Source organism: Burkholderia glumae LMG 2196 = ATCC 33617 (assembly GCF_000960995.1).
Lineage (GTDB): Bacteria > Pseudomonadota > Gammaproteobacteria > Burkholderiales > Burkholderiaceae > Burkholderia > Burkholderia glumae.
Genome location: NZ_CP009434.1, coordinates 52,021 through 69,625, shown reverse-complemented (window position 1 = coordinate 69,625; position 17,605 = coordinate 52,021). Strand labels below are relative to the sequence as shown.

General features: G+C 68.8%; 13 protein-coding genes and 2 pseudogenes. 13 read left to right on the top strand and 2 right to left on the bottom strand.

Going from position 1 to position 17,605, the window contains the following annotated elements; all coding sequences use genetic code 11:
• Positions 1-18: 18 nt before the first annotated feature.
• Together KS03_RS01790 and dddI are read left to right on the top strand one after the other, a co-directional pair.
• A complete protein-coding gene (locus KS03_RS01790) occupies positions 19-4,296 on the top strand; it encodes an RHS repeat-associated core domain-containing protein (RefSeq protein ID WP_012733125.1) in 4,278 nt (1,425 codons plus the stop codon).
• Between the two features lies 1 nt (position 4,297).
• On the top strand, positions 4,298-4,669 hold the full coding sequence (dddI, locus tag KS03_RS01785; protein WP_035979791.1) for a CDI system double-stranded DNA deaminase immunity protein DddI: 372 nt from the start codon (positions 4,298-4,300) through the stop codon (positions 4,667-4,669).
• 528 nt (positions 4,670-5,197) lie between these two features.
• Here the strand turns inward: dddI and KS03_RS30815 are convergent.
• Positions 5,198-5,318 (bottom strand): annotated as a pseudogene (locus KS03_RS30815) (DDE-type integrase/transposase/recombinase); the annotation flags it as partial.
• Between the two features lie 2 nt (positions 5,319-5,320).
• Here KS03_RS30815 and KS03_RS30810 point away from each other — a divergent pair.
• A pseudogene (locus KS03_RS30810) lies at positions 5,321-5,431 on the top strand (IS5/IS1182 family transposase); the annotation flags it as partial.
• Positions 5,432-5,632: 201 nt separating this feature from the next.
• On the opposite strand, the gene KS03_RS32150 reads toward KS03_RS30810, so the two are convergent.
• Positions 5,633-6,046, bottom strand: a complete 414-nt coding sequence (locus KS03_RS32150) for a hypothetical protein (protein ID WP_162486895.1) — start codon at positions 6,044-6,046, stop codon at positions 5,633-5,635.
• On the opposite strand from KS03_RS32150, the gene KS03_RS01770 reads away from it, so the two are divergent.
• The 10 genes from KS03_RS01770 (at position 6,017) to KS03_RS01725 (ending at position 17,604) form a co-directional block, all read left to right on the top strand.
• Positions 6,017-7,249, top strand: coding sequence for a 3-methyl-2-oxobutanoate dehydrogenase (2-methylpropanoyl-transferring) subunit alpha (locus KS03_RS01770; protein ID WP_012733126.1), 1,233 nt, complete (start codon positions 6,017-6,019; stop codon positions 7,247-7,249). The two genes, KS03_RS32150 and KS03_RS01770, sit on opposite strands and share 30 nt — an antisense overlap.
• A gap of 3 nt (positions 7,250-7,252) precedes the next feature.
• Entirely contained in the window at positions 7,253-8,296 is a 1,044-nt protein-coding gene (locus KS03_RS01765) for an alpha-ketoacid dehydrogenase subunit beta (protein WP_039204206.1), read from the top strand.
• Between the two features lies 1 nt (position 8,297).
• Positions 8,298-9,662: a dihydrolipoamide acetyltransferase family protein gene (locus KS03_RS01760; protein ID WP_012733128.1), complete on the top strand. Its 1,365-nt coding sequence runs from the start codon at positions 8,298-8,300 to the stop codon at positions 9,660-9,662.
• Between the two features lie 4 nt (positions 9,663-9,666).
• A complete protein-coding gene (gene lpdA, locus KS03_RS01755) occupies positions 9,667-11,064 on the top strand; it encodes a dihydrolipoyl dehydrogenase (protein WP_012733129.1) in 1,398 nt (465 codons plus the stop codon).
• A 789-nt stretch (positions 11,065-11,853) separates the two neighbouring features.
• The gene (locus KS03_RS01750) at positions 11,854-12,921 is read left to right on the top strand and encodes a helix-turn-helix transcriptional regulator (protein WP_012733130.1); all 1,068 of its coding nucleotides are present in this window, start codon (positions 11,854-11,856) and stop codon (positions 12,919-12,921) included.
• A 302-nt stretch (positions 12,922-13,223) separates the two neighbouring features.
• Positions 13,224-14,813 (top strand): amino acid adenylation domain-containing protein, encoded by a 1,590-nt coding sequence (locus KS03_RS01745; protein ID WP_012733131.1) that lies wholly within the window; start codon positions 13,224-13,226, stop codon positions 14,811-14,813.
• On the top strand, positions 14,810-15,070 hold the full coding sequence (locus tag KS03_RS01740) for an acyl carrier protein (RefSeq protein ID WP_012733132.1): 261 nt from the start codon (positions 14,810-14,812) through the stop codon (positions 15,068-15,070). The genes KS03_RS01745 and KS03_RS01740 overlap by 4 nt, the downstream gene beginning before the upstream one ends.
• 134 nt (positions 15,071-15,204) lie before the next feature.
• Positions 15,205-16,113 carry a chlorinating enzyme gene (locus tag KS03_RS01735; RefSeq protein ID WP_012733133.1) on the top strand — a complete coding sequence of 303 codons (909 nt, stop codon included), beginning with the start codon at positions 15,205-15,207 and terminating at the stop codon, positions 16,111-16,113.
• 3 nt (positions 16,114-16,116) lie between these two features.
• Positions 16,117-16,905: a thioesterase II family protein gene (locus KS03_RS01730; RefSeq protein ID WP_012733134.1), complete on the top strand. Its 789-nt coding sequence runs from the start codon at positions 16,117-16,119 to the stop codon at positions 16,903-16,905.
• A 15-nt stretch (positions 16,906-16,920) separates the two neighbouring features.
• Positions 16,921-17,604 carry an RraA family protein gene (locus KS03_RS01725; RefSeq protein WP_012733135.1) on the top strand — a complete coding sequence of 228 codons (684 nt, stop codon included), beginning with the start codon at positions 16,921-16,923 and terminating at the stop codon, positions 17,602-17,604.
• Position 17,605 lies beyond the last annotated feature (1 nt).

Sequence of the window (17,605 nt, the reverse complement as noted above, 5' to 3'; positions counted from 1 at the left end):
GCGCAAAGGAGACGTATCGTGTACGAAGCGGCCCGCGTCACCGACCCGATCGAACACACCAGCGCGCTGACCGGCTTTCTGGTGGGCGCCGTGCTCGGCATTGCCCTGATCGCCGCGGTGGCGTTCGCCACCTTCACCTGCGGCTTCGGCGTGGCGCTGCTGGCCGGCATGGCCGCCGGCATCGGCGCGCAGGTGCTGTTGTCGTTAGGAGAATCGATCGGGAAGATGTTCAGTTCGCAATCCGGCGCGATCACGCTCGGCTCGCCGAACGTCTATGTGAACGGCAAGCCGACCGCCTACGCCATGCTCAGCAGCGTGACGTGCAGCAAGCACAACCCGACGCCGCTCGTCGCGCAGGGGTCCACCAACATCTTCATCAACGGCAAGCCGGCCGCCCGCAAGGACGACAAGATCACCTGCGGCGCGACCATCTCCGACGGCTCGCACGACACCTATTTCCACGGCGGCACCCAGACCTGCCTGCCGATCGACGACGAAGTGCCGCCGTGGCTGCGCACCGCCACCGACTGGGCGTTCGCGCTGGCCGGGCTGGTGGGCGGGCTCGGCGGCCTGCTCAAGGAAGCGGGCGGGCTGTCGCGCGCGGTGATGCCGTGCGCGGCGAAGTTCATCGGCGGCTACGTGCTCGGCGAGGCGGCGAGCCGCTACGTGGTCGGCCCGGCCATCAACAGCGCGATCGGCGGGATGTTCGGCAACCCGGTGGACGTCACCACCGGGCGCAAGATCCTGCTGGCGGAATCGGAAACCGATTACGTGGTGCCCAGCCCGATGCCGGTGGCGATCCGGCGCTTCTATTCGAGCGACCTCGACTACGTCGGCACGCTCGGGCGCGGCTGGGTGCTGCCGTGGGAACTGCGGCTGCACGCGCGCGACGGGCGGCTCTGGTACACCGACGCGCAGGGGCGCGAGAGCGGCTTCCCGATGCTCCAGCCGGGCCATGCCGCGTTCAGCGAGGCCGACCAGCGCTATCTGACCTGCACCCCGGATGGCCGCTACATCCTGCACGACCTCGGCGAAACCTATTACGACTTCGGCCACTACGAGCCGGGCTCGGGCCGCATCGGCTGGGTGCGCCGCATCGAGGATCAGGCCGGCCAGTGGTGCCAGTTCGAGCGCGACAGCCGCGGCCGCGTGCGCGAAATCCAGACCTGCGGCGGCTTGCTGGCCGTGCTCGATTACGAGCCGGAACACGGGCGGCTCGCCGGGGTGTCGCTCGTCAGCGGGGATCAGCGCCGCCTCGTGGTGGCTTACGGCTATGACGAGCACGGCCAGATGGCGTCCGTGACCGATGCGAACGGCGCGCTGGTGCGCCGCTTCACCTATGCCGACGGGCGCATGACGAGCCATTCGAACGCGCTCGGCTTCACGTCGGGCTATACGTGGCAAGCCGTCGGCGGCGCGCCGCGGGTGGTTGCCACCCACACCAGCGAGGGCGAGGCCTGGGCCTTCGAGTACGACATTGAAGGACGCCGCACCCACGTGCGTCACGCCGACGGCCGCCACGCGCAATGGCGCTACGACGCGCAATTCCAGATCGTCGAGTACCTCGATTTCGACGGCCGGCGCTACGGGCTCAAGTACAACGACGCCGGCATGCCCGTGATGCTGACGCTGCCCGGCGAACGGACCGTGACGTTCGAGTACGACGATGCCGGCCGCATCGTCGCCGAAACCGATCCACTCGGCCGCACCACGAAAACGCGCTACGACGGCAACAGCAGGCGGCCCGTCGAGATCATCGCGCCCGACGGCAGCGCCTGGCACGCCGAATACGACCGGCAAGGCCGGCTGCTCGCCACCCGCGATCCGCTCGACCGGGAAAACCGCTACGAATACCCGAAGGCGCTCAGCGCGCTGCCGATCGCGCACGTCGATGCGCTGGGCGGGCGCAAGACGTTCGAGTGGAACCGGCTCGGCGAGCTGGTGGCCTATACCGATTGCTCGGGCAAGACCACACGCAATTTTTACGACGCATTCGGTCTGCCGCTCGCGCGCGAGAACGCGCTCGGCCACCGCGTGACGTTCGACCTGCGCCCGACCGGCGAGGCGCGGCGCGTCACCTATCCCGACGGCAGTACAGAAAGCTACGAATACGACGCCGCCGGGCTGATGATCCGGCACGTCGGGCTGGGCGGCCGGACGCAGATTGCGCTGCGCAACGCGCGTGGGCAGATCGTGGAGGCGGTCGATCCGGCCGGACGGCGCACCTGCTACCGCTACGACGCCGAGGGGCGGCTGCGCGAGCTGCAACAGGGGCACGCGCGTTACGCGTTCACCTACAGCGCGGGCGGGCGGCTCACCAGCGAAACCCGGCCCGACGGCGTGCGGCGCCGCTTCGAATACGGCGAGGCCGGCGATCTGGCGGCGCTCGACATCGTCGGCGCGGCCGACGACGCCACGGCGAACGATCGTCCGGTTCGCACCATCCGCTTCGAGCGCGACCGCATGGGCAATCTGTGCGCGCAGCACACGCCCACCGAGGTGACGCGCTACACGCGCGACACCGGCGGCCGCCTGCTCGAAGTCGCATGCGTGCCGACCGCGGCCGGGCTGGCGCTCGGCATCGCGCCCGACACGCTGACCTTCGAATACGACAAGGCCGGGCGGCTGAGTGCCGAACACGGCGCGAACGGCAGCGTCCGATACACGCTCGACGCGCTCGACAACGTGATGAAGCTCGCCCTGCCGCACGAGCAGACGCTGCAGATGCTGCGCTACGGCTCGGGGCACGTGCATCAGATCCGCTGCGGCGACCAGGTGGTCAGCGATTTCGAGCGCGACGACCTGCATCGCGAGCTGACGCGCACTCAGGGCCGCCTGACCGAGCGTACCGCCTACGACCTGCTGGGCCGCAAGATCTGGCAATCGGCCGGCTTCCAGCCCGACGCGCTTGCGCGCGGGCAGGGCCAGGTGTGGCGCAACTACGGCTACGACGCCGCCGGCGAACTGGCCGAGAGCCACGATAGCCTGCGCGGCAGCACGCAGTTCAGCTACGATCCGGCCGGCTATCTGACGCAGCGCGTCAATACCGCCGACCGGCAGCTCGAATCGTTCGCCTGGGATGCCGCCGGCAACCTGCTCGACGATGCGCAGCGCCGCAGCCGCGGTTATGTCGAGGGCAACCGGCTGCGCATGTGGCAGAACCTGCGCTTCGAATACGACCCGTTCGGCAATCTCGCGACCAAGCTGCGCGGCGCGAACCAGCGCCAGCAGTTCACTTACGACGGGCAGGATCGGCTCGTGGCGGTGCGCACGCAGGACGCGCGCGGCGTGGTGGAGACGCGTTTCGCCTACGATCCGCTGGGGCGGCGCATCGCCAAGACGGATATTGTGCGCGACGCGCGCGGCGTAGCGCTGCGCGAGGAAACGAAGCGGTTCGTGTGGGAGGGGCTGCGGCTCGCGCAGGAGGTGCGCGACACGGGCGTGAGCAGCTACGTGTACAGCCCGGACGCGCCCTATACGCCCGCGGCGCGCGTGGATGCCGTGCTGGCCGAGGCCATGGCCGCCGCTGCCATCGAGCAGGCCAGACAGGCGACGCGGATCTATCACTTTCATACCGATGTGTCGGGCGCACCGCAAGAAGCGACGAACGAGGCTGGCGACATTGTTTGGGCCGGCCAATACTCAGCCTGGGGCAAGGTGGCGCCGAACCAGCATGCCCCCGCCCGGATCGATCAGCCGCTCCGCTACGCCGGACAATATGCCGACGACAGTACCGAGCTGCACTACAACACGTTTCGTTTCTACGATCCGGACGTCGGCCGGTTTATCAATCAGGATCCAATCGGGTTGATGGGGGGGCTGAATCTTTACCAATATGCACCCAACTCGATCGCATGGACCGACTGGTGGGGGCTGGCCGGCAGCTATACGCTCGGTTCCTATCAAATTTCTGCGCCTCAACTTCCGGCCTACAATGGACAGACTGTTGGGACCTTCTACTACGTGAACGGCGCGGGCGGGCTCGAATCGAGGACATTCTCTTCCGGAGGGCCGACCCCTTATCCAAATTATGCCAATGCCGGGCACGTGGAGGGCCAGTCCGCGCTGTTCATGAGGGATAACGGAATTTCAGACGGACTGGTTTTCCACAACAACCCTGAGGGCACTTGCGGATTCTGCGTTAATATGACCGAAACGCTTTTGCCTGAAAATTCCAAACTTACCGTCGTTCCGCCCGAGGGCGCGATCCCGGTCAAGCGGGGCGCGACGGGCGAAACGAGAACATTTACGGGGAACAGCAAGTCTCCGAAGTCCCCTGTCAAAGGAGAATGTTGAGATGTACGCAGACGATTTCGATGGCGAAAATGACGTCGCAAATCTTGATGAGCTGATCGAGTTCCTCGATAGAAGGCCAGCATTCAATGCCAACAACTTCACGCTGACGTTCGAGGAAGATGGTTTTCCTCAGCTTAATATTTTTTTGAAAAACGAGATTGCCGTCGTGTATTACATGGATGCGGGCGAAAATTTTGTCTCACGAGGAAAATCCCAGGAAGACGCAGTCGAGACATTCTATGAAAACAAGCTCGGCGGCGAAGTCAAGCTGGCAAAGAGCTGCGTTGTTGGCAAGGATGAAGCAATCGAAGCAGCAAAGCAGTTCTTTTCCACAAAGAAGCGACCCGACGTATTGTCGTGGGATGAGCTTTGAAATAATCGAACCCGATCTCCACTCCTGTTCTTCATAAATGAGGTGGCAGGATTTTGAGGTATTTCAAAGGCACGTAGGTTGTACGACATCGGCTTGAAAATCGGCGGAAAAAACGTTGCCGATCTTCGATTTCGCGAAACGGATGCACCACGAAAACCGCACCGTGTTGACGGTGGAGTGCGTGCCATCGCCGGCGGAAAGCAGGATCGGAAATTACGCGTTCGACGAAGCGCATGGCGGACGTCACCGCATCGAGATCGATGCCGCCGCAAGCATCGGCTTTGACGACACTAGCCGGTAGGCTGCCATTGCGCCTCAAGTCGTCGGCTCGGGCGAACGGCAACTGAACGTCATCGCGTTCCTGCAAACCCCGGCGCTCGGCAAGCAGGCCGGGTTGGACGAGGGCCGGCAACGCCTGCTCAAGCGTTGCGGGTGGTTGATCGTCTACCTGGTGTTCCGCTAGGTGCCTGATTCGAAGGTTCGGCCTGCCTCGAATCGCTACCTCGTCGACTTTGACGGGAAGCTGGGTTTTGAGCACACGCTGGAAAAAGCGCTTCGCTGCGGTCTTGTCGCGCGGCTTCTCGAGCAGGATATCCAGTTCGGCACGGTGTTCGTCGACCCCCCGCCACAGCAGCCAGCGCTCGCCACGCCCGTCTACGCACTCGCGTCGCGCGACGTGCCGACATTCACGAAGCATTCTTGAAGCGCGCTTGCTCGCTTGTCTGTTGGCGCGTCGTCAGGCGGATCGAACCGCCTTCTTGAGCGGGCCGCCTGGCTCGAATCCGTTCGCGAGCCTGCCGTCCCGGGACGCCCCACGCCTGGAGCCGGGAACCGTTCCCATCACAGTGGCCGGTCCCACGCGCCGGCTTCGTCGGCGTTCCGCCAGTTTCTTTCGAACGGTCCCGTATTTTTTGCCACGCCGCCCCCGCCCCCGGCCGCGCGCCTCGCGCCTCGCGCAATCTTTCACCGCGGCGCGCCATGGATTTCCGGCAAGGCCCGGTAAAAGCCGCGCGCGGCGCGCCATATCACCGCGAAATTCAAAAGCCATGCGCGCCCCGCGCGTAATGCGCAAGCCCGCAGGATTGCGTGGAAAATGAAAGCGGCGCGCCGCGCGCACGGGCCGAAAATCCGGCCGATGCGCGCTCCGGCCCCGCCGGGCCTCGCTTTTTCGCGCGCCGGCGGTGATCGGAAATACCAGTTTTTCGCGTTATTTGGGTTTTCAATAACATCGCAAAAGCATTTTGAAAATCGGTGCGACTCCGGGACGAAAGGCTCTATCACTCGGTGCGGCGAATTGTTACGATCACCGCCGAAGCGGGCGACAAAATCAAACGTGGAGATGATTAAATGAGCCAATACGGGCCATTGAAATTGCATGTGCCGGAGCCGACCGGGCGGCCGGGCTGCAAAACCGACTTTTCCTATCTGCAACTTTCTCCGGCCGGCCAGGTGCGCAGGCCGCCGATCGACGTCACGCCGGTGGATACCAGCGACCTGGCCTACGGCCTGGTGCGGGTGCTCGACGACGATGGACGCGCGGTCGGCCCCTGGGCTCCCGAACTCGGCCGCGAGCGGCTGCGCGCCGGCATGCACGCGATGCTCAAGACGCGCGTGTTCGATTCGCGAATGCTGATCGCGCAGCGCCAGCGCAAGATCTCGTTCTACATGCAAAGCCTCGGCGAGGAGGCGATCGGCACCGCCCATAGCTTCGCGCTCGACAACGGCGACATGTGCTTTCCGAGCTACCGCCAGCAAAGCATCCTGATCACGCGCGAGGTGCCGCTCGTCGATCTGATGTGCCAACTGATGTCGAACGACCGCGATCCGCTCAAGGGCCGCCAGCTGCCCGTGATGTACTCGAACCGCGCGGCCGGCTTCTTCACGATCTCGGGCAACCTCGCCACCCAGTTCATCCAGGCGGTGGGCTGGGCGATGGCCTCGGCGATCAAGGGCGACACGCGCATCGCGTCGGCCTGGATCGGCGACGGCGCCACCGCCGAGGCCGACTTCCACACCGCGCTGACCTTCGCCCACGTCTACCGCGCGCCGGTGATCCTCAACGTGGTCAACAACCAGTGGGCGATCTCCACGTTCCAGGCGATCGCGGGCGGCGAGGGCGCGACCTTCGCCGGGCGCGGCGTGGGCTGCGGGATCGCCTCGCTGCGGGTGGACGGCAACGACTTCCTGGCGGTCTACGCGGCCTCGCGCTGGGCCGCCGAACGCGCGCGCCGCAACCTCGGCCCGACGCTGATCGAATGGGTCACCTATCGCGCCGGCCCGCACTCGACCTCGGACGATCCGTCGAAGTACCGCCCCGGCGACGACTGGACCCATTTCCCGCTCGGCGATCCGATCGAACGCTTCAAGCGCCACCTGATCGGCGAGGGCATCTGGTCCGAGCAGGAGCACGCCGACCTGAAGGGCGCGCTGGAGGCCGAGGTGATCGCCGCGCAGAAGGAGGCGGAGCGCTTCGGCACGCTCGGCGACGACCGCGTCGCCGACGTGGCCAGCTTCTTCGAGGATGTCTACAAGGACATGCCGGAACACCTGCGGCGCCAGCGCCAGCAACTCGGAGTCTGACCGATGACCACAACACAACCGAAGGGTCAGTCGGCCACGACCATGACCATGATCCAGGCATTGCGCTCCGCGATGGACGTGATGCTCGAGCGCAGCAGCGACGTGGTGGTGTTCGGCCAGGACGTCGGCTATTTCGGCGGCGTGTTCCGCTGCACCGAGGGCCTGCAGGCGAAGTTCGGCAACTCGCGCGTGTTCGACACGCCGATCTCCGAGGGCGGCATCGTCGGCGTGGCGGTGGGGATGGGCGCCTACGGGCTGCGGCCCGTCTGCGAGATCCAGTTCGCCGACTACTTCTATCCGGCCTCCGACCAGATCGTCTCCGAGGCCGCGCGCCTGCGCTACCGCTCGGCGGCCGAGTTCACCGCGCCGCTCACCATCCGCATGCCGTGCGGCGGCGGCATCTACGGCGGCCAGACGCACAGCCAGAGCCCCGAGGCCATGTTTACGCAGGTCTGCGGGCTGCGCACGGTGATGCCGTCGAACCCTTACGACGCCAAGGGCCTCTTGATCGCGGCGATCGAGAACGACGATCCGGTGATCTTCCTCGAACCGAAGCGTCTCTACAACGGCCCGTTCGACGGCCACCACGAGCGCCCCGTCACGCCGTGGAACCAGCATCCGGCGAGTCTCGTGCCGGAGGGCTACTACACCGTGCCGCTCGAAACCGCCGCCGTGGTGCGGCCCGGCGAGGCGCTGACGGTGCTGACCTACGGCACCACCGTGCACGTCTCGCTCGCGGCCGCGCAGGAAACCGGCATCGACGCCGAGGTGATCGATCTGCGCAGCCTCTGGCCGCTCGATCTCGACGCGATCGTCGAGTCGGTGCGCAAGACCGGGCGCTGCGTGGTGGTGCACGAGGCCACTCGCACCTGCGGGTTCGGCGCCGAGTTGATCGCGCTCGTCCAGGAGCACTGCTTCCACTGGCTCGAGGCGCCGGTGGAGCGCGTCACCGGCTGGGACACGCCTTATCCGCATGCGCAGGAGTGGGCGTACTTTCCGGGGCCGAGCCGCGTGGGCGAGGCGATGCGACGCGTGATGGAGAGCTGAGATGGGTATCCATGTGATCAAGATGCCGGACATCGGCGAAGGCATCGCGGAAGTCGAGCTGGGGCTGTGGCACGTGAAGGTGGGCGACCGCGTCGTGGAGGACCAGGCGCTCGCCGACGTGATGACCGACAAGGCGTCGGTGGAGATCCCGTCGCCGGTGGCCGGGGTGGTCGCCGCGCTCGGCGGCGCCGCCGGCGACATGATGGCGGTGGGCGCGGAACTGATCCGCATCGAGGTGGACGGCAGCGGCAACCATCGCGGCGAGCCGGCGGGGGCCGCGAACGAGGCGGTGCCGGCCGCGCCGGCGGCGAGCGCAGCGGTGCGCGAACCGGCGCACGAGCCGAAGCGCGAGCCTGCTCGTGAAGCCGCGCGTGAACCCGCGCATGCCGCCGCGTGCGCGCCGGCGCCGGCCGCGCCGATGCCGATGGCCAGGGGCGGCGAGCACGCGGCCACGGCCGCGCCGCCCGTCGCGCGCGAGCCCGGCGAGCGGCCGCTCGCCTCGCCGGCGGTGCGCAAGCGCGCCTGGGATCTCGGCATCGAGCTGCGCTACGTGCGCGGCACGGGCGAGGCGGCGCGCATCCTGCACGAGGATCTGGATGCCTACCTGCAGGGCCGTGGCGCCGCGGCGGCCGTCGGCCGCGGCGTGCGCGCCGGCTATGCCGAGCGCCACGACGAGGAGGCGGTGCAGGTGATCGGCCTGCGCCGCAGGATCGCCGAGAAGATGCAGGAGGCGAAGCGGCGCATCCCGCACTTCAGCTACGTCGAGGAGATCGACGTGACCGAGCTCGACACGCTGCGCGCCGAGCTGAACCGCCGCCACGGCGAGCAGCGCGGCAAGCTGACGATGCTGCCGTTCATCGCGCGCGCGATGGTGATCGCCCTGGCCGAGTTCCCGCAGATCAACGCGCGCTACGACGACGAGGCCGGCGTGGTCACGCGCCACGGCGCCGTGCATCTGGGCGTGGCCACGCAGAGCAAGGCCGGGCTGATGGTGCCGGTGGTGCGCCATGCGGAGGCGCGCGACATCTGGGGGCTCGCGGCCGAGGTCGCGCGGCTGGCCGAGGCGGTGCGCGGCGGCCGCGCGGCGCGCGACGAGCTGAGCGGCTCGACCATCACGCTGTCGAGCCTGGGCGCGCTGGGCGGCGTGGTCTCCACGCCGGTGATCAACCGCCCCGAGGTGGGCATCGTCGGTGTGAATCGCATCGTCGAGCGGCCGATGATCCGCCACGGGCTGGTGGTCGCGCGCAAGCTGATGAACCTGTCCTCGTCGTTCGATCACCGCGTGGTGGACGGCATGGATGCCGCCGAATTCATTCAGGCCGTGCGCGCGCTGCTGGAGCAGCCGGCCCTGCTTTTCGTGGACTGAGCCGATGAACGAACCGATCACAACCACGCTGCTCGTCATCGGCGCCGGCCCGGGCGGCTACGTCGCCGCGATCCGCGCCGCCCAGCTGGGCGTCCCCACCGTGGTGGTGGAGCGCGCGCAGCCGGGCGGCACCTGCCTGAACATCGGCTGCATCCCGTCCAAGGCGCTGATCCACGCGGCCGACGAGTTCGACAAGGCGCGCCACTACAGCGGCGCTTCCCCGCTCGGCATCCGCGTGGCCTCGCCCGAGATCGACATCGCGCGCACCGTCGCCTGGAAGGACGGCATCGTCGCGAAGCTGACGGGCGGCGTGGCCGCGCTGCTCGCGCGCCACGGCGTCGAGCTGGTGCGCGGCGACGCGCGCGTGCTCGACGGCAAGACCGTGGAGGTGGTGCGCGACGCCGCCCGCCCGCTGCGCATCCGCTGCGAGCACCTGCTGCTCGCGGCCGGCTCCGAGCCCGTCGCGCTGCCGTCGATGCCGTTCGGCGGCATCGTGCAATCGTCCACCGAGGCGCTGTCGCCCGCCACGCTGCCGCGCCGGCTGGTGGTGGTGGGCGCCGGCTACATCGGGCTCGAGCTGGCGATCGCCTACCGCAAGCTCGGTGCCGAGGTGAGCGTGGTCGAGGCCCAGGAGCGCATCCTGCCGGCCTACGACGCGGCGCTGACCAAGCCGGTGGCGGCCGCGCTCGCGCGGCTCGGCATCACGCTGCAGCTCGGCCGCAAGGTGCTGGGCCTGAACCCGGCCGGCGACGCGGTGCGGGTGCAGGATGCCGCCGGCGCCGAGACGGCGCTGCCGGCCGACCGCGTGCTGGTGGCGGTGGGGCGCCGGCCGCGCACCCAGGGCTGGGGGCTCGAGGCGCTGCAGCTCGATCGCGCCGGCCACGCGCTGAAGGTGGACGACCAGTGCCGGACCTCGATGCGCAACGTCTGGGCGATCGGCGATCTGGCGGGCGAGCCGATGCTCGCGCATCGCGCGATGGCACAGGGCGAGATGGTGGCCGAGATCGTCTCGGGCAAGCGGCGGCGCTTCATGCCGGCGGCGATCCCGGCGATCTGCTTCACCGATCCCGAGGTGGTGTCGGTGGGGCTCGCGCCGCACGATGCGGCCGCGCCGGCCGACGCGCTGGTGGCCAGCTTTCCGCTGATGGCCAACGGCCGCGCGATGACGATCGAGGGCACCGACGGCTTCGTGCGCGTGGTGGCGCGTCGCGACAATCATCTGATCCTCGGCTGGCAGGCGGTGGGCCGCGGCGTGTCCGAACTCGCGGCGGCGTTCTCGCAATCGATCGAGATGGGCGCGCGGCTCGAGGACGTGGGCGGCACCATCCACGCCCATCCGACGCTCGGCGAGGCGGTGCAGGAAGCGGCGCTGCGCGCGCTCGGCCACGCGCTGCATGTCTGAGCGGCGGCGACGATGCCGCGCGCGAGCATGCGCGGCATCCCCGCAGCACACGATCAACCACACCAGGCCGGGAAGCCAGACTGACCCGGCCATCAGGCATTCGACGACGAGAGAGTGCGAAGTCTGAGCTTCAACTAAAGGGATGGCGGGGCGGGCGGACGCACGGCGCGGGCAAGCGCGGGTGCGGCCCGTCACGCACCCGCCGTCATCGTCCCCGCAATCCGGCCCGAATCCGGCAGAGGCCTCGGGCCGCACGAGCGAACCGGCACCGTCCGCTGCGGCCAGGCCCGCCGTAGCGTTGCGTGCTGCGCGCGACGCTGCGCCGCCGCGCTGCGTTCGCGACCCCGGTGCGGGGCCTCCCGGCTCCGCGTACATCCGGCGGCCGCGCCGCGTCCATCGACGCGGCGCGGCCGCGTCGTCACGTGCCGCCGCCCTTGCCGGCCGCGCACGTTCGTCCGTCCGTCTCTCCGGCTTCCACGCCCCGGCCGCGCGTGCCCGCTTCGCCGGCGCGCCGCGCCCGGCCATGCCGTCTCCGGCCCGGGCCGGCTCCTCGTCGCTCGAGATCCCCCGCGCGCGGCGGCACACGCGCCGCGCGTTCGATCCCACCGATGGCCGTCGGTGCGCGTGGCGCGGAGCGAGGCATGCCAATCCAGTCGATCGTCCCAGTCGTTCATTGCGTTCACGTCCCGTTCGCAATCCGTTCCCGTCGTCGCGCCGGTTCGATTGGCGAGCGCGGCGGCCGGGCGGACCGCCATCGCCTCCACTCATCCGACAGGTGGTCCGGCGCACATGGCTCGACACTCGGTTTCCCCTTCCCGTCCCATCCCCGAATTCGGTTACGACGACCTGCTGCAGGTTCGCCACGGCGTGACCGACGGCAAGCAGATCGCGCTCGTGGCGCGCGGCAGCCCGCGGCACGGCTTCGTGCTGGAGCGGCACCGGCGCGCGCCCGGCGAGCCGCACTCGATCCAGCGCATCGATGCGGGCGATCGCGCGGCGCTCGCCGCATTCGTCGCGCACGACCCCTATGCGGCGCAGCTCGGCGACGAATACCGCGCGGTGCTCGATGCGCTGGCCGCGGCCGAGCCGGCCGAGGGCTCCGGCGTTGCGGCTCCGGCCGCCGCGCACGCGCCGGAGCGCTTGCCGGCCTACGCGTCCGAATGCGAGAACGACGCCGAGCTGATCGCGCTGATGCGGCGCATCACGGGCGCCTGCGGCGCCGTGCAGTGCTTCTACCACTGGTTCATGTACGACGAGCGCAGCGGCGAGGTCAGCGCGCATCAGCTGCTGATCGGCGGCGATCCGGCCTGGGCGCAGCGGTACGTGGATCGTCACTGGTATCTGAACGATCCCGCCGTGGCGCACGCGCAGGACGACACGCGGCCGCTGCGCGGCTCGTCGCTGGCGATGCCGCCCGGCCACTGGCTGAACCGGCAGGGCCCGCTGCACGGCATGCGCAGCCACCAGTTCCACCCCGCGCACCGGCGGGACGTGGCCACCGTCGGGGTGCTGCACGTGAGCACGGCGGCCGAGCCGCCCGGCGGTGAGGAAGCGCTGTGGGCGCACCGCCGGCCGCTGCGCGGCCTCGCCAACGAACTGCTCGAATGGCAGGTGTTGCGGCGCCGTCGCGAGTTGGCCGCCACCCTCTCGCTGGAGGCGCGCGAGCTGCGCGCGCTGCGGCTGGTGGCGCGCGGCGGCAGCGCCCGCCACGTCGCCGCGGAGCTGGGCGTCACCGAGCGCGCGGTCTACCAGCTGTTCACCGCGATCAACCGCAAGCTCGACAGCGAGCACATCAAGGTCAGCGCGAACAAGGCGCGGCAGCTCGGGCTGCTTGGCGACGGATATATCCAGGAATGATGGAAACGGGCCTGGACATGCCGGAAACGATCTAAGTCATTCCCCCTCGCGATGCCGTTACTGTGCTTCTCAGGAATTGAGCAGAACAAACACGAGAGAGAGGGACGCCGCCCGCGGGCGCGCCGCATTCGATGCGGCGCCGCGCCAAGGGCCGTCCGACCGAACCGAGGGGCCGGATCCGGCCGGGCGCATCGCGCTTGCCTGCCCGCAGGCACGACGCGACGTGCCCGCGGGACCGGTGCGCGATGCCGCCCGCCTTGCAGAAGGTGCCCCTGGAGACACATTGCAGGAGGGTCACCGAGATGTCCGGACACATCGTTTACGCCATCCAGACACACGCGCAGGCCACGCCGTATCGCGCGGCGCTGTCCGATTCACGCGGCGATTTCAGCTATGCCGACCTCGACATCTTCAGCACGCGTTTCGCGCTGCGCCTGCAGTCGTATGGCTGCGTGCCGGGCGACCGCGTGGTGATGGTGGCGAGCCGCTCGGCGCTGATGCTCGCATGCGTGATCGGCACCTTCAAGGCCGGCTGCATCCACGTGCCGCTCGACCCGAAGATGCCGGCCGAGCGGCTGCGCTACATCCTCGCCGACATCGCGCCGGCGCTCGTGATCGCCGACGGCGAGCTAGCCGAACGGGTTCGCGAGGCGCTGCCCGAGGCGGCGCCGGTGCTGCGCGTGAGCGACGTCGAGCGGCTTCGCGACGATGACGACTCGGCGCTGCGCGATGCCTGCGTGCGCGCGCTGCCGCTGCCCGATCTGGATGCGTCGGCCACCGCCTACTGCATCTACACCTCGGGCTCGACCGGCCGGCCCAAGGGCGTGCTGATCGCCCATCGCGCCATCATCGACTTCTTCGACGGCACGCGCCGCGTCTACGAGGTGACGGCGCAGTCGCGCTGCGCGAGCTTCTCGCCGCTGCACTTCGACGTGTTCCTGATGGACATGCTGTTTCCGCTCGCACAGGGCGCGCACCTGTACGTCCACGACGACGTGGTGGTGCCCGACATCATGCTCGACGCGCTCTGCGCGCACGAGGTCACGCACTTTTCCGCGTGGGGCATGATGCTGGGCCTGCTGGCGCAGGCCGAGCGCTTCGGCAGCGCGCCGCTGCCGCATCTGAAGCAGATCCTGACCGGCACCGACGTGCCCGACATCAAGACGGTCCAGCGCTGGATGCGCAAGACGCCCGGCGTGCAGGTGATCAACGCCTACGGGCCGACCGAGGCGACCTGCGCGGCCACCGCGCACGTGATCCGCGAGATCGAGCCGGAGCGCCGCACGCTCTACCCGATCGGCGTGCCGCTTGAGCACGTGAAGGTGCTGCTGGTGGGCGACGACGGCCGTGCGATCGACACCCCCGACACGCCCGGCGAGCTGATGGTGGGCGGCACCCAGGTGATGCAGGGCTACTGGCACCTGCCCGAGGAGACGGCCGCGCGGCTCACGCAGGTGGGCGGCGTGCCGTTCTATCGCACCGGCGACCTGTGCCGCTGGCTCGACGACGGCAGCCTGTTCTACATGGGCCGCCGCGACAACGAGGTCAAGCTCGGCGGCTACCGGATCCATCTGAACGAGGTGCGGCGCGTGATCGACAGCGTGCCGCAGGTTCACGCCTCGGAGGTCGTGGTGCTCGACACGCGCATCGGCGAGCCGGTGCTCGCAGCCGCGGTGCTGTTCGAGCAGGCGCACGCGGCCGACACCGAGCCGCGGCTCGCCGCGATCCGGCGGCGGCTCGCGGGCGAGCTACCGGCCTACATGGTGCCGCGCTATCTGACGGCGCTGGACGAGTTTCCGATGCTGTCGTCAGGGAAGACGGACCGCAAGGCGCTGCTGTCGATTTTGCAGCAACGCATCAACACAAGCCACCAGGAGGAAGTCAATTCATGAAAACCGAAGCCATCTTGATACAGGTTCTGGAAGACGTGATCGGCGTGAAGAACGTGACGCCCGACACGCGCTTTCCGGATATCGGCGGCAACTCGCTGAATCTCGTCGAAGTGCTGAAGCGGATGAAGGCGCAGGTGGGCGTCACGCCGCCGCCGCGCCAGTTCTTCGACCGCACGCGCTCGAGCGTGGCCGAGCTGGCGGCGGCCACCGACGCACTGCGCGAGGCGAGTCGCAACACCGCCGACGCGGCGAGCTGACCGGCGGCGGGCGCGAGCCCGCTGCCCGGCCGATCCCGAGGATCGGCCGCATCCGGCGCCGCGCGAGCGGCGGCGCCATGCAGTACCCGTCGTCACCCGTGCATGGTCTTCCATGCAAACTTAGGAGAACTGAGATGCAGAAGCGTTTTCACCTGTCCGAGGACGAGAAGAAGTTCTTTTACGAGAACGGCTATGCCGGCCCGTTCACGCTGTACGAACCGGACGAGATGACGCGTGCCTGGGAGGAGATCCGCATGGATCTGCTCGACACCACCCACGCGCCGTTCCCGAACAGCAAGCTCAACTACGACCGCCATCTCGACATGGTGAGCCTGAGCCGGATGAGCAGCCATCCGGCGATCGTCGACCGGATCTCCAGCATCCTCGGGCCGGACGTGCTGAGCTGGCGTACCGAGTGGTTCCCGAAGTACCCAGGCGACGAAGGCACCGACTGGCACCAGGCGGAGAGCTTCGTCGAGTTCGAGGGCACCGAGAAGCTCGAACCGACCGCGGCCGAGGAAGGCCGCCCGTGGGAGCTGACGGCCTGGGTCGCGATGAGCGAGGCGACCAAGGCCAACGGCTGCCTGAAGCTGATGCCCGGCAGCCATCGCACCTGGTACTTCGACGAGAAGCGCAACATCCCGTTCGAGCCGGAAAACTTCAACCAGCGCGTGCTCGACGACGGCCAGAAGTCCGGCTTCTACGGCTACGACTACGAGAAGCTCAAGCTCGATCCGAAGTGGAAGCCCGACGAGGAACGCGCGGTTCACATGGAAGTGAAGCCGGGCCAGTTCTTCATCTTCACCTCGCGCTGCATGCACGGCTCCAACCCGAACACGACCAAGGATTCGGTGCGCTTCGGCTGGGCCACGCGCTACGTGCCCACGCATGTGAAGGTGTACGCGGGCCAGGAATCGTTCCATCACTTCGGCGAGGTGCTGCCGCTCGATCGCTACTCGACGGTGCTGGTGTCCGGCGAGGATCGCTACGGCCACAACCGCGTCACGCTGCCACTGGCCGCCAAGGCCGCGGCGACGGCCTGAGCGATGACCGGCGCCGGCCTGCAGACGCGCGCATCCGACTGGCTGCTGTTCGGCGCCGGCGGTCCGAGGTCGGACGCGCGCGTGCGGCTCGTCTGCTTCCATTACGCGGGCAGCGGCGCGTCGATGTTCGCGCCCTGGGCCGCGGCGCTGCCCGACGCGGTGGAGCTGCTCGCCGTGCAGCTGCCGGGCCGCGAGAACCGCCTGGACGAGCCGCTGCTGCATGCCATGGACGAGATCGGCTCGCCGGTGGCCGAGGCGCTCGCGCCCTGGCTCGACCGGCCCTACCTGATGTTCGGCCACAGCACCGGCGCGCGCATCGCGTTCGACGTGGCGCGGCGGCTGCGCCGCGCCGGCCTGGCGCTGCCGCGCGCGCTGATCGTCTCGGCGCAATACGCCCCCGACGTGAGGCCCGCGGTGATGCGCTACGCGCTCGACGACGCGCAGTTCGTGGAGGTATTGCGCGCCTGCGAGGGCACGCCCGACACGATCCTCGACGATCCGGTGCTGCTCGACCTGCTGCTGCCCAGGATCCGCGCCGACGGCGAGGTGTTCGAGACCTACCGCTACCAGGCCGAGCCGCCGCTCGACTGCCCGATCGTGGTGTTCCAGGGCACCGCCGACGCGATGGTCGACGATGCCGGGGCCGCGGGCTGGGCGCGCCATACGCGCGGCGGCTTTCGGCTGCGCCGCTTCGAGGGCGGCCACTTCTTCATTCACGAGAAGGAGGCCGAGGTGCTCGACGAGATCAACCGGGAGCTGGCCGCGCTGCTCGGCGAGCCGGACTCTCCCTGACTGGATGACAAGACGATGGCCCAATGGAATACGGATGAGGAACTGTTCGCGCTGATGCGCGAGGAACTGGCGACCTGCCCCGTCAGCGACGTGCTCGAGCAGCTCGGCTTCGCCACGCCGATGCTGCCGCCCGCGATCCGGCCGCTGCACGCCGAGATGGTGCTGATCGGCCGCGCGATGCCGGTGCAGGACGACCCGCCGGTGCCGCACGGCGGCCTCAGGCGCTACGACGCGAAGCCGTTCGGCCTGCTGTTCGAGTCGATCGAGGCGCTGCGCCCGGGCGAGGTGTACATCGCCAGCGGCGGTCCGGTGGGCGCCGCGCGCATGGGCGACCTGCTGGCCGCCCGCGTGAGGAAGATCGGCGCGGCCGGCGTGGTGCTCAACGCCCACGTGCGCGACGCCAACGCGATCGCCGAGCTGGCTCTGCCGGTGTTCGCGCACGGCACCCATGCCTACGGGCTGCAGGGGCGCCACAACGTGGTGGATTTCCGCTGCTCGATCCGCATCGGCGAGGTGCGGGTGCGCCCCGGCGACCTCGTGTTCGGCGACAACGACGGCGTGTGCGTGATCCCGCGCGAGGTGGAGCGCGAGGTGATCACGCGCGCGATCGCCAAGAACCGGCTCGAACGCAAGGTGCGCGAGGCGGTGGCGGCCGGGCGCAGCGTGGTGGATGCCTTCAACGAATACAGCGTGATGTGAG